Annotated in this window: 10 protein-coding genes; 3 read left to right on the plus strand and 7 right to left on the minus strand. The window is 71.3% G+C overall.

Features of this window, described 5'->3' with window-relative positions; genetic code table 11:
- Positions 1 to 52 precede the first annotated feature (52 nt).
- Complete coding sequence (locus ACFW0G_RS32040) at positions 53 to 736, minus strand: SDR family NAD(P)-dependent oxidoreductase (RefSeq protein ID WP_378329180.1); 684 nt, start codon at positions 734 to 736, stop codon at positions 53 to 55.
- Positions 737 to 849: 113 nt separating this feature from the next.
- Here ACFW0G_RS32040 and ACFW0G_RS32045 point away from each other — a divergent pair, with 113 nt between their 5' ends.
- Positions 850 to 1977, plus strand: coding sequence for a nucleotide disphospho-sugar-binding domain-containing protein (locus ACFW0G_RS32045; RefSeq protein ID WP_378329181.1), 1128 nt, complete (start codon positions 850 to 852; stop codon positions 1975 to 1977).
- 18 nt (positions 1978 to 1995) lie between these two features.
- On the opposite strand, the gene ACFW0G_RS32050 is transcribed toward ACFW0G_RS32045, so the two are convergent.
- The gene (locus ACFW0G_RS32050) at positions 1996 to 5076 is read right to left on the minus strand and encodes a family 78 glycoside hydrolase catalytic domain (protein WP_378329182.1); all 3081 of its coding nucleotides are present in this window, start codon (positions 5074 to 5076) and stop codon (positions 1996 to 1998) included.
- A 122-nt stretch (positions 5077 to 5198) separates the two neighbouring features.
- Here ACFW0G_RS32050 and ACFW0G_RS32055 point away from each other — a divergent pair, with 122 nt between their 5' ends.
- Positions 5199 to 5867, plus strand: coding sequence for a TetR/AcrR family transcriptional regulator (locus ACFW0G_RS32055; protein WP_378329183.1), 669 nt, complete (start codon positions 5199 to 5201; stop codon positions 5865 to 5867).
- 109 nt (positions 5868 to 5976) lie between these two features.
- Here ACFW0G_RS32055 and ACFW0G_RS32060 read toward each other — a convergent pair whose 3' ends face one another.
- The 3 genes from ACFW0G_RS32060 to ACFW0G_RS32070 all read right to left on the minus strand — a co-directional run bounded on the left by ACFW0G_RS32060 (position 5977) and on the right by ACFW0G_RS32070 (position 9804).
- Positions 5977 to 6462: an SRPBCC family protein gene (locus tag ACFW0G_RS32060; RefSeq protein WP_378329184.1), complete on the minus strand. Its 486-nt coding sequence runs from the start codon at positions 6460 to 6462 to the stop codon at positions 5977 to 5979.
- A 147-nt stretch (positions 6463 to 6609) separates the two neighbouring features.
- On the minus strand, positions 6610 to 8232 hold the full coding sequence (locus ACFW0G_RS32065; protein ID WP_378329185.1) for an FAD-dependent oxidoreductase: 1623 nt from the start codon (positions 8230 to 8232) through the stop codon (positions 6610 to 6612).
- 387 nt (positions 8233 to 8619) lie between these two features.
- Positions 8620 to 9804 (minus strand): cytochrome P450, encoded by a 1185-nt coding sequence (locus ACFW0G_RS32070; RefSeq protein WP_378329186.1) that lies wholly within the window; start codon positions 9802 to 9804, stop codon positions 8620 to 8622.
- 190 nt (positions 9805 to 9994) lie between these two features.
- Here ACFW0G_RS32070 and asnB point away from each other — a divergent pair, with 190 nt between their 5' ends.
- Positions 9995 to 11857 (plus strand): asparagine synthase (glutamine-hydrolyzing), encoded by a 1863-nt coding sequence (gene asnB / locus ACFW0G_RS32075; RefSeq protein ID WP_378329187.1) that lies wholly within the window; start codon positions 9995 to 9997, stop codon positions 11855 to 11857.
- 86 nt (positions 11858 to 11943) lie between these two features.
- Here asnB and ACFW0G_RS32080 read toward each other — a convergent pair whose 3' ends face one another.
- Together ACFW0G_RS32080 and ACFW0G_RS32085 are read right to left on the minus strand one after the other, a co-directional pair.
- Positions 11944 to 13278: an acetyl/propionyl/methylcrotonyl-CoA carboxylase subunit alpha gene (locus ACFW0G_RS32080; RefSeq protein ID WP_378329225.1), complete on the minus strand. Its 1335-nt coding sequence runs from the start codon at positions 13276 to 13278 to the stop codon at positions 11944 to 11946.
- 5 nt (positions 13279 to 13283) lie between these two features.
- Positions 13284 to 13589: an acetyl-CoA carboxylase biotin carboxyl carrier protein gene (locus tag ACFW0G_RS32085; RefSeq protein WP_378329188.1), complete on the minus strand. Its 306-nt coding sequence runs from the start codon at positions 13587 to 13589 to the stop codon at positions 13284 to 13286.
- Between the last annotated feature and the right edge of the window lie 151 nt (positions 13590 to 13740).

The following is a 13740-nucleotide window of genomic DNA, read 5'->3' on the forward strand; positions in this document are numbered from 1 at the left end:
CGTTCATCCTCGGCGCACGCGGTGGAACGGCTCTCGAACCGGCCCAACCCGGCTACCATCCGGCGATTTCGCCGCCACGAAGGAAAACCCCGGTCGGGCCGTCGTCCGGGAGCGTCGCGGCGTCGGCGATCTCCACCGCCGCCTCCGCCGGTCCGCGCTGCGCGGTGGGCATCATCCGGGTCCGGGTCCGCCCGGGATTGACGGCGTTCACCAGCACCCCGGTGTCCTTGGTCCGCGCGGCCAGCATGGTGGTGAGGCCGTTGACGGCGACCTTGGACACCGAATACCCCGGTGCCTCGCTCCACAGCCCCACGCTGAACGACCCGGTGCCGCTGGAGACGAAGACGACCCGGCCCCAGCCCCGGCGCACCATGCCCGGCACGAACGCCTGCGCCGTGCGCCACCCGCCGAGCAGGTTCACCGCCAGGGTCCGCTCGACGAGTTCCAGCGGCACCGACAGCGGTTCCTGCCCGGCGTCGAGCAGTACGCCGGCGTTGCACACCAGCACGTCGACCGGCCCGAGCCGGTTCGCGGCCCGCCCGGCACTGCCGGCGTCAGTCACGTCCAGCGGATGGGAACGGACCCCGGGACCGATCCGCGCGGCCGCCTCCGCCGCCGCGTCCGCGTCCCGCGCGGTCACCACCACCCGCAGGCCGCGGCGGTGCAGTTCGGCGGCGACCGCGTGGCCCAGCCCTCGGTTGGCGCCGGTGATCAGGGCAGTACGTGGTTCTGACATGGGTCGCACGATCACCCACCGGTCTCGATCCGCGCTCGGGGCTAGCCGGTGGCTCCAGAGGGCTTCCAGGACGGCACGGCAGCGTGGCGGGTCGAGGAAGGCGGAGGTGCCCGATGCGTGTCCTGTTCACCTGCTGGTCCTGGCCCACGCACCTGTCCGCGCTGGTGCCGCTCGCCCGGGCCTGCCGTGCCGCCGGCCACGAGGTGCTGGTCGCCGGCCAGCCCGGTCTGCGGGAGGACATCCGGCGGGCCGGGCTGCCCGCCGCGGCCGTCGGCACCGAGGTCGACACGGTGGGCATGGTCGGTGAGTACCTGCTGCCCCTGCCGGGTGCCGGACGGCCGCCGGCGGGCGGGAAACCGCGGGCGACGCGGATGTTGCTGGCGCACGCGGAGTCGATGGCAGGGGACCTCGTCCGGCTGATCCGGGAGTGGCGAGCCGATCTGGTGGTGTACGACCAGACCGCGCTGGCCGGACCGCTCGCGGCCGCGGCCGCGGGCGTGCCCGCCGTGCGCCACCTCTACGGCGTCGACCTGATGTGGCGATTCCGGGACGCGCTGCCGTCGGCGCTGGCGCCGTTGGCCGATCGGCTCGGCGCGGACGCATTCGACCCGTTCGGCGTCGCCACCGTGGACCCCGTGCCCGCCAGCCTCCAGCCGCCGACGGACTACCGCCGTCTTCCGATGCGCTTCACGCCCGCGAACGGGTCCGTCTCCCTGACCGCGCGCGGGAAGCGGCCCCGGGTCTGCGTGAGCTGGGGACACACGATCGCCAAGGTGGCGGCTCCCCGGTTCCTCGCGGGCCGGATCGCCGAGGCACTCGCCGGGTCGGACGTCGAGGTGGTACTGGCGATTTCGGCCGCACAGCGGGATTTGCCCGGCCCATTGCCCACCGGTACGCGAATCCTGCTCGACGCTCCACTGTGGCCGGTTCTGTCCACATGCGACCTTCTGGTGGGACACGGGGGCGCGGCCAGCATCCTCACCGCGCTCGACCACGGCCTGCCGGCACTGCTCGTGCCGCAGCTGCCCGATCACGCCGGGCACGCCGGCGGGGTCGCGGCGCGCGGCGCGGGAGTGGTGCTCGGCCTGGACGAGCTGAGTCCGGCCACGATCCGGGAGCACGTCGAACGGCTGGTCGCGGCCTCGCCGGAACGCGAGGCCGCGCTAGAGGTGCGCGAGGAGATGCACGCGCAACCCTCCCCCGCCGATGTCGTCGCCGAACTCGTGGCCCTGTGCGGTTGACCACCGCCGGTACCGCGATCACCCCACCGGCGTGGTGAACCGGTACCGTCCGGACCCCAGCTCGTAGCGTGCCCGGGGCAGGATCACCTCGGCCGTGGCGTTCACCGGGATCCCGATGTCCACTGTGGCCGTTCCGGCCTCCTGCCGCCAGGCCACGTCGATCCGGCCGCGCACGGTGTCGAGGCCGATCGAGGCCCGCGCCATCGTGCCGAACGCGCGGGGCGCCACCCGGAACCGCTGCCAGCCAGGCCGCAGCACCTCCAGCCCGAGTACCCGTTCCACCAGCCACTGCACCGGGCCGGAGTGCATGAAGTGATCCCGTGAGCGGGCGGTCTCTTCCCAGCCCTCCCACAGCGTGGTCGCGCCGAGCGAACGCAGGTACCCGTAGGACGGGTGGTCGCGCTGTTCGAGCACGGCGTGGGCGAGATCGGCGCGGCCGTTGTCGGACAACGCGAACGGCAGGGCGAGCGCGCCGACGCACCCGGTGTCGAGATGCCTCCCCTTACCCTCCACATCGGACACGAGACCCGCCACCACCGGCTTGACGCGGTCCGCGGGTACCAGGCCGAAGGCGAGCGGCACCGCGTTGCTGGTCTGCCGGTACGCGGTCGTCGTGCTGGTGCGGTACACGCCCGCGGCGGCGTCGTAGAACTGCTCGTTGAACCGGCGGGTCACCTGTTCCGCCGTCTCCAGCCAGGTACGGGCGAGGTCCGGGTGGCCGACCAATTCGGCCAGCGCGGCCCCGTCGCGCAACGCCACGACCACGTACGCGGTACCGACCAGCTGCCCGCCCTCCGGCGGGAAGAGGAGCCCGGGCGGCAACCAGTCGCCGAGCGACTCGTCCGAGATTCCGTTGTGCAGCAAGCCGGTCAGCCAGCCGAGATAGCGGCGGACGGCGTCGAAGTGCCGTTCGGGCACGGTGCTGTCGCCGTAGATCAGCCAGTACTGGCGGACCAGTTGCGGGTAGACCCCGGTCCAGGTGGGCGACGGTGAGCCGCCGTTCGGGGTGGCGCCGAGCGGCGCGAGGATCGGGATCTCCCCGCTCGGCGCCTGGCCCAGCCGCAGATCCTCGAGCCATTTGCCGAACAGGCCCGCCATACCGAAGCGGTAGAGCATGGACTGGCTGGCGAACCGGGTGTCGCCGGTCCAGCCCAGCTTGCTGTAGGCGGGCGAATCGGTCGGCAGGCCGCGAAGGTTGTTGCGGGCGGTACGGGCGAAAGCGTCGGCCAGCCACTGCAACTCGGGGTGCTCCAGCCGGAGGTCCATGGTGTCCGGCAGATCGCTGCCCACGTTCATCGCGACCAGTTCAAGCGGTTCGGTGGTTCCGGTGACCTCGACGTACTGGAATCCCTTGAACGTGCCCGACGGCTGCCAGGTCTCCTCGGCGAGCCCCGCGGCGGTGTACTCGTCGACCTGGAAACGCCCCACCAGGGACGGGTTGTCGAAACCGCCTGGCACGCCAACGGGAATCCGGCCGTCCGGGCCGAGTTTCTCGCCGTAGCGCAGGCGCACCGTGGTGCCCGCGGGCAGCTTCGCCCGCAGCCGGGCCCAGCCCGCCAGCATCACGCCGAAGTCGAAGACCCGCACGCCCGGGACCGGGGTGTGCACCCCGGCCGCCTCGACGGGCGCACCCACGCGGATGTGTTCCCCGGCGAACGCGCGCAGCTTCCCGCCGGGACCGGCGACCACGGCCGGGGCACGCCAGCCCTCGGCCGGGAACCCGGGCGAGGACCAGCCGTCGAGCCGCCGCGCGCGCCGGGCGTCGTAGGACTCCCCCGCGTAAACGCCTTCGTAGGTGGCCGGCCCCTCGGTGAGGCGCCAATCCGCGCCGGAGCCGAAGGTGCGGCGGGTGCCGTCGGCCAGCGTCACGTCCAGCCGGGCACGCAGCCGCGGTTCGGCCGTCCACGGTGCCACGTCGCGGCCCTTGGCGTCCGGGATCCGGCTGGCGAAGAACCCGCGGCCGAGCGCGATCCCGAGCGCGTTGCGGCCCTTGGACAGCAGCGCCGTGACATCGTGGGTGGTGTAGAAGACGCGGCTGCCGTAGTCCGTCCACAAGGGAGAGAGCTCGAAGTCGGCCACCCGGCTGCCATTGGCCCAGGCCACCGCGTAGCCGAGGCCCGCGAGGTAGAGGCGGGCGGAGGCCACCGGGGCGGGGAGGTCGAACTCGGTGCGCAGCAACGGGTTCGCGGGCGGATCGGGCGGGATGCCGACCACCAGCCGGTCACCGGTGACCGCGACGCCGTCCGCGTAGGCCGAGCCGCCAGGGTAGGTGTCGGTGGCGTCGCACCGCCAGCTCACCTGGCCCCGCGGTTCGGCCAGCTCGAGGTAGAACCGCCCTGGTGCCAACGGTTCGGCGAATTCCAGCCGCTGCTGAGACTCGCCGGTGAGACCGGTCAGCGTCCGCTGGGCGAGCACCGGGCCGGACGGGTCGTGCCCTCGGAGCGTGAGGGTGCAGCCGGCAGGTGCCGCGCCGGTGGCGACCAGCGGGACGCCCAGCGCGGTCAGCGGGCCGGTGGAGTCGAAGTCCTGCCCGAGGGTGTGCCCGGGATTCAGCGCCACCAGGTCGAAGGCCGTGGGCTGCGAACCGACCCGCACCGCCGCGGTCAGTTCCACCCCGCTGCCGATCCAGGCCGTGCCGTCCCAGTCCCGTTCGGACAGCAGGGCGGTCTCGAACCAGGCGGGGTCGCTCCACGGCCCGGCCTGCCCGTGCTCGTCCCAGACCCGCACCGCCCAGTGGTATCGGGTGGCCGAGCGCAGGCCCGGCCCGGTGTAACGGATCGCGGACTGTCCGGCCGAGCCCACCTTGCCGGAATCCCACACATCCGGCGTGCCCGCGGCCAGCAGTTCCGGCGTGCCCGCCACCGCCAGCTGGTACGCGCTCTGGGCACGGCCGGTGCCGTCTCCGATGAGCTGCCAGCCGAAGCGCGGCGCGGTCTCGTCGATGCCGAGCGGGTTCACCAGATGCTCGGTGGTCAGCCGCTCCGCCCGCAGCGGGCCGGGCCCGTCCCGCGGATCCGCCCACGCCGGCCGTGTCGTGGCGGCCAGCACCACCGCGCCACCGACCCCGCCCAATGCCGTTCTGCGACGTACTTCGCCCATGTGTAACCCCCAGTCGAGCCGATCCACGACAGTGGTGCTCGACGATCCCGGCACATTTCCGGAAATCGCCTGATTGACGCAGTTAACTATTTGTCTGTGTCAGACGGAGATACAATATCCGCATGCCTCCGTCGAAGCCGCATCGCTCGCCCGCCCCGGAGCAGCGGCAGCGCGATTCGGAGCGCACCCGGCAACGTATCCTGGCGGCGGCGACCACCGAGTTCGCCGCGAACGGCTACGCGGGGGCGCGGGTCGCCGCCATCGCTTCCCGTGCCGGTGTCAACCAGCAGCTCATCTCGTACTACTTCGATGGCAAGCAAGGCCTCTACCAGGCAGTCGCGGAAAGCTGGTGGAGCTACGAACGGGAACTGGTGCCGCCGGGCACCCCGCCCAGTGAGGCGGCCCGCCGGTACGTCCTGCAGGCCCTGCACAACCCGGACGGCGTACGGCAGTTCGCCTGGAGCGGCCTGGAGTACCAGGGTTCCGGAGACGATCCCGACCGCGCCCAGCGTTCCGAGCGCCTGCGGCGGGAGGTCGACGCGATCCGCGCCCTCCAGGCCGAGGGCAAGGTTTCGTCCGAAGTGGACCCGGCCTGCCTTGTCGTGATGATGATGGCCGCCGCGATGGGCCCCACCATGCTGCCCCAGGTGATCGAGGGGCTCTACGACGTCGGCGCGCGCTCGGCCGAATTCCTGCACCATTACGCCGACCAGATCGCACTCGTCTCGCGGCTGCTCGGCCTCGACGAGGCTCCACCGGAAAAGCCCGCGGGCGACTCCGCGGACCGGTGACTTTCCGGCGGAACTCGTCCGATTACGCGGCCACCCGGAAAATCCGAACCAGCACCCGTCCCGCAATTCCCGGGACGGAACCGCGCGCCCTGCCGTGTTTTCCGCAGGGTCAGCGCAGCTCCGCGATGACCTTTTCGAGCACCTCCAGCTGTTCCCGCAGGCCGATCTCCAGCCCGGACGCGATGATCGCGTCGCGCTCTTCCCGGTTCCCCGCCGACACGTGGTAGGTCAGGGTGGTGCGGCCATCGGCCTCGGTGAACGTGATCGTGGTCAGCCGCGTGACGGCGTCGGCCGCTTCCGGGACCTCGGTGGTGACGATCCGTTCGCCGGGCACGATCTCGCGGTACTCGCCGTGGAAGCCGGCCTCTCCGCTCTCCGGAACGGCGATGACGTACCGCCACCGGCCACCGGCCACCGGGTCGATCTCGGCCACGGTCACGGTGCCGTAGTGACCGCACCACCAGCGCTTGACCAGTTCCGGCTCGGTCCACGCCCGGTACACCAGCTGCCGGGGAGCGTCGAACTCCCGGGTGACCAGGATCTGGTCGTCGGACGGCAATGTCACCTGTGTCGGGTCCGCGTTCGTTTCTGCCATGGGTTTTCTCCTTGTCGATGAGTTGGTCCAGTTCGGCGCCCAGCGGTTCGGACCGCTGGGCCGCCGCGCGCCGAGGCGCCCCGGATCCCGCTGGGGGTTCGCGGGGCGCGCTCGGCTTTCTTGTCTTCGACCGGTTCCGGCGCGCCGCTATCGGGCGAGCAGGCCGGTCAGTTTCTGCTGCAGCCGCGACTGGACGTCGGCGGGCTGGGTGGCGCTGCGCCAGGCGACGAACCCGTCCGGACGGACGAGGCTGGCGCCGGTGCCCTCGAGGCCGAAGGAGGTCAGCAGCTTGTTCTCCGGGTCCCGCAGTTCGGCGCCGAGACGGTAGATCCGCAGATCGACGCCGAGCTCGGTGCCGACGGCCTTGGCCGCGTCCTCCCAGCCGTCGCCGTCCGGCCCGACGAGCAGGGACCAGAACCCGGTGCAGAGATCGGTGGTGGAGAACCGCTCCCCGGCACGTTCCAGCCAGACGTGCGGGGCGCGCAGCCCGGGCTCGCCGGTGGGAACCCGGGGATCCTGCGTGAGCTTCTCCGGCGCGGGCTCTTCGGTGTGCACGGCCGGAGAGACGTAGCGGTAGCCGAAGATCATCGTGACATCGTCGATGCCCTCGTTGTCCTCGACGGTGCCGGTTCCGCGCACCTGCAGCAGGTTCACCGCGTGGTCGAGCGTGGTCCGCGCGACGGGCAGGCGTTCGAGCTCGTAGGTGTCGAGCAGCCCGGGCCCTGCCTGGCCGTTGAGGACGGCGGTGAGTTTCCAGGCGAGGTTGTGCGCGTCGGCGATGCCGGTGCTGGCACCGTAGGAACCCGACGGCGGCACCACGTGCGCGGCGTCGCCGAGGAGGAAGACCCTGCCCTCACGGAACCGGCGCGCCACCACGGCCCCGCTGCCCGCCGAGGTGTGCGCGACCTTCTCCGGCCGCCCGGGGATGGGCGGGAGCAGGGTGATCTCCACCTGCGGCTCGCCGATCGCCCGCCGGGCCAGCTCGATGCAGTGCTCCTCGGTGAAGTCCTCGGGGCTCTCCCCGATGCCGGGAGCGTAGGCGAAGCCGATCGTCCACCGGTTCTCCGCGACGGGCACCAGCGCGGTGCCTGGCGCGGGCTGGTTGAGGTAGGCCAGGATGAACCGGCGGCCCCGCATCGCCTCGGTCAGGTCCGCCTCGAAGATGATGTACGCGCCCCGCCCCGGCGGCAGGACCTGGTCGGCGTCGATGCCGAGCCTGGCGCGGATCCCCGCGCGGTGCCCGTCCGCGGCCACCAGGTACTCCGCGTCGATCCGGTACTCCGTGCCGCTGCCCAGCTCACGAGCCACCACCGAAACGCCGTCGGTGCGGGAATCGAGGGAGATCATCTCCGTGTTGAAGCGGACATCGGCGCCGGCCTCCACGGCGCGGGCGTGCAGCAGCCGCTCCATCTCGTCCTGGTCGATCGCCGCCCAGTCCGCCGGGCTGAGCCCGGGCGGGGGCCCGACGTGAGCGCCCAGGTCCATCCGGAATCGCTCGTCCCCGGCCAGGGTGTCCGCGCCGATCATCTCCGGGAAGTCCGCCAGATAGGACTTCCGGGCGAGGATGTCCTCGGTCAGGCCGTACCCGCGGTAGATCTCGCCGGTGCGCGGGTTGAACGCCCGCGCCTTGGGCATGATCGACTCGGTCGGGTGACGCTCGACCAAGATCGGCCGCATCCCTTGCCGCGCGAGGAACAACGCCGTGGACAGGCCCGTGACCCCACCCCCCACGATCAGCACGGGGGTCTTCTGGTCGTCCGTTCGAGTCATTGTGGTGCTCTGCCCTTTCCTCGCATGCCCGGAAAAACGTCGACAGGCCGGACCTCTGGCAGCGCCACGCGGCGAAGCTCCGTCGTCTTCACACGCCTGTCCCGACCCTTGGTCACCATAATCACCCATCCGAACGGCTGTGTCAACCATTTACTTGAGTAATTCACGCGGCGCTCACGCGAGGGCTCCTCGTTCCCTGCGGTCTTGGCTGTCTCGAACGCTCCGTTCGAGACGCTCATGGTCGGTAACGGAGCGTTCGCGACGTCGGGCGATGCGTCCACAGAGGACTCATATGCCGGTAAGGCCACCTTGAGGGCGTCGGACGCCTGCAAGGTGGCCTTACCGGCACCGCGGCACCCCGCGAAGGGCACCGTTCACGGGGAACCGTCACCCGCGGGCGCGCTCCGGCATCGAGCGAATCGGCAACCGCGTGACACCGCAGAGGAAGAACGCCGGAACGGGCGGGAGCGGCTCGTCCGCCACCGCCCACTCCCCCGGCAACCGGTCCAGCAGCGCGTTCACCGCGACCCCGGTGACCAGCCTGCCCAGTGGAGCGCCGAGGCAGAAGTGCACACCGTGGCCGAACCCGACGTGTGATTCCCGGCGTCCGAGGCGGAACTCGTCCGGTGCGGCGAACTGCTCCTCGTCCCGGTTGGCGGAGCCGAGGTAGGCGTAGACCCGCTCACCAGCCGGGATCGTGACACCGCTCAGCCGCACCGGCTCCTTGGTGATGCGGACCAGGATCTGCACCGGGGACAGGTAGCGGTTGACCTCGTTGACCACCGCGGGAAGCAGTGCTCGGTCGGCGCGCAGCTCGGCGAGCACCCCGGGGTGCTTCGCCAGGCAGATCACGGTGTTGCCGAGGAGGTTGGCCGTGGTCTCGTTCCCGGCGACGAGGAGCAGGTAGCAGAACGCGACCAGCTCCCGCTGGGTCAGCGCCTGACCGTCCACTTCGGCCCGGATCAGCGCGTCGATCAGCTCGTCCCCCGGCGATCGCCGCCTGCGTTCGATGGTGGCCATGACGTATTCGCGCATTTCCGCCAGCAGCCGGGCGGCTTCGGCCTCGTCCTCCCACCTGCCGCGCGACATGAAGGTTTCCGACCAGCGTTTGAAGTCGGCGTGCCGGTGCGGTTCGACACCGAGGATCCCGGCGATGACCATGATCGGCAACGGCGCGGCGAGGGTGCTGATCACGTCGAGCGCGCCGTCGCCGGCGACCCGCCGGAGCTGGGCGCCGGCAAAGGTCGCGATGGTCGATTCGAGCTCGGCGATGCGGCGCGTGGTGAACGCGTGGTTGGCCAGCACCCGCAGCCGACGATGCTCGGGCGGATCCTGCCGCATCATGGTCTCCCCCAGCATGTTGTCGCCGAAGGGAACCCGCGCGGAGAAGACCTCGTGGTCGCTGACGACGCGCCTGACATCGGCGTAGCGGTACACATGCCAGCAGCCGTCCTCGCCACGGGTCACCGGCCGGGCACGCCGGAACTCCCGATAGTCGCGGTACCGCTCGAAAAGCGCGTCGAGACGTGACGTCGCGTCCTGCTCGCTCCGGTGCCGGTCACCCAGATCCATGACTCTCGTCCTGTTCGTCGAGCGGACAGCGGACAACGCCCACGGTCGTCCGACAGTCTCGAACCCGCCTCGACACGACCGGAAGCGACGTGGCTGCGCGCGTCGTCGAGGTCGAATCGAGCACCGCCGCCCACGATTCGGCCATCGGCGACGTGAGCTCGCCCGGGGTTTTCGGGACAGGGAGGCGTGTGTGTGCGGCATCACCGGCTGGGTGGATTTCTCCCGCGATCTGACCACTGAGCGGCCGATCGTGGCGGCCATGACCCGGACGCTCGGGAACCGCGGCCCGGACGACAGCGGTACCTGGGTCCGCGAGCACGTCGCGTTCGGGCACACCAGGACCTCGGTCATCGACCTCGCCAACGGCAACCAGCCGATGGTGGTCGAGGACGGGACCGGGGTGCTCGCCTCGATCACCTACTCCGGCGAGGTGTACAACTTCGCCCAGCTGCGCGAAGAACTCCGGCGCGCCGGGCACGCCTTCCGCACGCACAGCGACACCGAGGTGATCCTGCACGCGTATCTCGAATGGGGCGAGAACTGCGCGCGGCACTTCGTCGGCATGTTCGCGTTCGCGATCTGGGACCAGCGACGGGAAACCCTGCTGCTCGCCCGCGATCGGATGGGCGTGAAGCCGCTGTTCTACGCCCCGGTTCCCGGGGGTGTCGTGTTCGGCTCCGAACCCAAGGCGCTGCTGGCGAACCCGCTCGTCCGCCCGGTGGTCGACCGCGACGGGCTCCGCGAGCTGCTGTCCACCGCGAAAGCGCCGGGGCGCGCGGTTTTCCGGGACATGCGGGAACTCCGCCCCGGCCACGTCGCGGTGCTGGACCGCCGCGGGCTCCGGGAAAGGGCGTACTGGACGCTGCGGGCCAGGCGGCACACCGACGACCTGCCGACGACGATCCAGACGGTGCGCGACATGCTGAACGACATCGTCCGCGGCGAACTCGTCTCCGACGTCCCGTTGTGCACCACGCTGTCCGGTGGCCTCGACTCGAGCACGATCACCGCGTTCGCGGCGGGCATGCTGAACGAACTGAACGGGCCGCCGCTGCGCACCGTCACCACCACCTTCGACGGCTACAGCGAGAACTTCCGGCCGGACGACACGCGCGGAGCGCCGGACGTCCCGTTCGCCGCGCAGGTGGCGCGCGCGTACGCGACCGACCACGCGGAGATCGTCCTGCGGACCGCCGACCTCGCCGACGGTGCCACCCGGGTGCGGACCGTGCGCGCACAGGACATGCCGACGCCTTACGGGGACATGGACGCCTCGCTCTACCACACCTTCCGCCAGGTGCGCCGGGATTCGACCGTCGCACTGGTCGGTGAGGGCGCGGACGAGATCTTCGGCGGCTACGTGTGGATGCATCAGCCGGAATTCGTGGAAAGCGGAACATTTCCCTGGGTCGCCAGGGAAGTCCTGCACGACGGCTCCCGGACGGCGGGGCTGGGGCGCGACCTGTTCGACCGCGGCATCCTGGAAAACATCGACATGACCGGCCACTACGCCGAAATCCACGAGGAGGCGCGCGCGCTGGCTCCGCACCAGGAAGGCGAGGACGCCAGGGAGTACCTGATGCGCGACGTGTGCTTCCAGCACATGACCTACTGGCTGCCCATGCTCCTGGACCGGAACGACCGGCTCGGCATGGCGTCGGGCCTGGAGGTCCGTGTCCCGTTCTGCGACCACCGCCTGGTGGAGTACCTGTACAACGTGCCGTGGTCGATGAAGTCGTTCGACGGCAGGGAAAAGAGCATCCTCCGGTCCGCGGTGGCCGAACGGCTCCCGCGGGACGTGTTGTGGCGGCCCAAGAGCCCGTGGCCGGTGACGCAGGACCCGACGTACACCCGCGCGTTGCAGAGCGCGCTGTCCGGGCTGCTGGCCGACGCCGATTCCCCCGTCCTGAAGCTCATCGACGCCGACAGTGCCCGGAACGCGGCGGGCGACACCTCGGCGGAGGCGTCCAGCTGGCACAGCCGGATGAACATCGAACTGGTGCTGCAGCTCGATCTCTGGCTGCGTGACTACGAGGTCGAACTCGTCCTCTGAGGACGGTCAGATGGTTCAGGCCCGCGCGATCCCGCGCGGGCCTGAACCATTTCCGAAGACCAACCGCTTCGTCGCCGGACGGCCCCTTACGCCCGCAGCAACGACGTGTCGTGCGTACCGGCCCGGAAGTCGGGATCGGACAACAGGTCCATGAGCAGCTTCCGGTTCGTCCGGACACCCGGCCCGGCGATCCGCAGCTCCTCCAGCGCGCGGCCCATCCTGGCGAGTGCCGCGGCACGGTCGGGCGCCCACACGATCACCTTGGCCAGCAAGGAATCGTAGTACGGCGAGATCCGCCAGCCGGGATGGGCGTGCGTGTCCACGCGGACGAACGGGCCACCCGGCGCGACGAACTCGGTGAGCTCACCGGGACACGGGCGGAAGTCGTGGTCCGGGTCCTCCGCGTTGATCCGGCATTCCACGGCCACCCCCTTCGGGCGCACGCTGTCCTGGCTCACCGTGAGCGGCAGCCCGGCCGCCACCCGCAGCTGTTCGGCGACGAGGTCGATGCCCGTCACCGCCTCGGTCACCGGGTGCTCCACCTGGATCCGGCAGTTCACCTCGATGAACGCGGCCTCGTCCCCGTTCACCAGGAACTCGAAGGTGCCCGCGCCGGTGTAGCCGACCGCGGCCGCCGCCTGGACCGTGGCGTCGAGCAGCCAGGCGCGCAGCGCGGGGGGCAGCCCCGGAGCGGGCGACTCCTCCACCAGTTTCTGGTGCCGCCGCTGGACGGAACAGTCCCGCTCGCCGAGGTGCACGACGTTGCCGTGCTCGTCGGCGAGCACCTGCACCTCGACATGCCGGGCGGACTCCCAGAACCGTTCCAGGTACACCCGGTCGTCGCCGAACGCCGAACGCGCGGTCGCCCGTGTGGTGCGGAAGACCGGCAGCAGGTCCTCCCAGCGCCGCACCACCGCCATTCCCTTGCCACCGCCGCCCATCGCGGCCTTGACGATCACCGGCAGGCCGATCCGTTTCGCGGTCGCCTGTACCTCGGCCGCCGTGCTCACCGCCCGCTCCGAGCCGGGGACCACCGGCAGGCCCGCCCGGCGCATGATCTCGCGGGCGCCGACCTTGTCGCCGAGCCGGGCCAGCACCTCGGGCCGGGGGCCGATGAAGACGAGTCCATTCTGGACACAGATCTCGGCGAAATCCGGGTCCTCGGAGAGAAACCCGTACCCGGGATGCACCGCCTGCGCCCCGGTGCGCAGCGCCGCCTCGATGATCGCCGGCGGGTAGAGGTAGCTCGACTTGGCCGGGCCGGGGCCGATCCGCACGGCCTCGTCGGCGGCCCGCACCGCCGCGGAGTCCTCATCCGCGGTCGAGTACACCGCCACCGTGCGGATGCCCAGTTCCCGGCAGGTCCGGATGATCCGGAGGGCGATCTCGCCGCGGTTGGCCACGAGCACCTTGCCGAACACGGCGTTCATCCTTCCGCCAGGGGCGTCAGCAGGATCAGCGGCTGGCCGTACTCCACCGGCTCGTTGTCAGCCGCCACCACGCGGGCCACCCGGCCCGGCGTCACCGCCACGACCGGGTTCATCAGCTTCATCGCCTCCACGATGCCCACCTGCTGCCCCGCCGCCACCTCGGCGCCGACGGCCACGAACGGCTCGGCGCCGGGTTCCGGGGCGTGGTAGAACGTGCCCACCAGCGGCGCCGTGACGGCCACCAGGCCCTCGTCCGGTTCCGGCTCGGCGGGGGCGGGCGCCACGGGCACGACACCGGCCATTCCACCTCGATACTCGCCGGGCCGTAGGCGACGCGGGCCCGTGCCGGCGGGCGCGAGGCTGCGCGCAGCGTGTCGGCGAGACTGCGGTTCAGCACCTCCATCGTGTGCCGCACCGCCACCGCGCCCGGATCGTCATCGTCCGCGGTGCTTT

The sequence above is a fragment of the Amycolatopsis sp. NPDC058986 genome (assembly GCF_042741125.1).
Lineage (GTDB): Bacteria > Actinomycetota > Actinomycetes > Mycobacteriales > Pseudonocardiaceae > Amycolatopsis.

What these genes read in the sequence shown, in the direction of transcription:
- ACFW0G_RS32040 (WP_378329180.1), bottom strand. Translation starts at nt 736, where the DNA reads ATGTCAGAACCACGTACTGCCCTGATCACCGGCGCCAACCGAGGGCTG.
- ACFW0G_RS32045 (WP_378329181.1), top strand. Translation starts at nt 850, where the DNA reads ATGCGTGTCCTGTTCACCTGCTGGTCCTGGCCCACGCACCTGTCCGCG.
- ACFW0G_RS32050 (WP_378329182.1), bottom strand. Translation starts at nt 5,076, where the DNA reads ATGGGCGAAGTACGTCGCAGAACGGCATTGGGCGGGGTCGGTGGCGCG.
- ACFW0G_RS32055 (WP_378329183.1), top strand. Translation starts at nt 5,199, where the DNA reads ATGCCTCCGTCGAAGCCGCATCGCTCGCCCGCCCCGGAGCAGCGGCAG.
- ACFW0G_RS32060 (WP_378329184.1), bottom strand. Translation starts at nt 6,462, where the DNA reads ATGGCAGAAACGAACGCGGACCCGACACAGGTGACATTGCCGTCCGAC.
- ACFW0G_RS32065 (WP_378329185.1), bottom strand. Translation starts at nt 8,232, where the DNA reads ATGACTCGAACGGACGACCAGAAGACCCCCGTGCTGATCGTGGGGGGT.
- ACFW0G_RS32070 (WP_378329186.1), bottom strand. Translation starts at nt 9,804, where the DNA reads ATGGATCTGGGTGACCGGCACCGGAGCGAGCAGGACGCGACGTCACGT.
- ACFW0G_RS32085 (WP_378329188.1), bottom strand. Translation starts at nt 13,589, where the DNA reads ATGGCCGGTGTCGTGCCCGTGGCGCCCGCCCCCGCCGAGCCGGAACCG.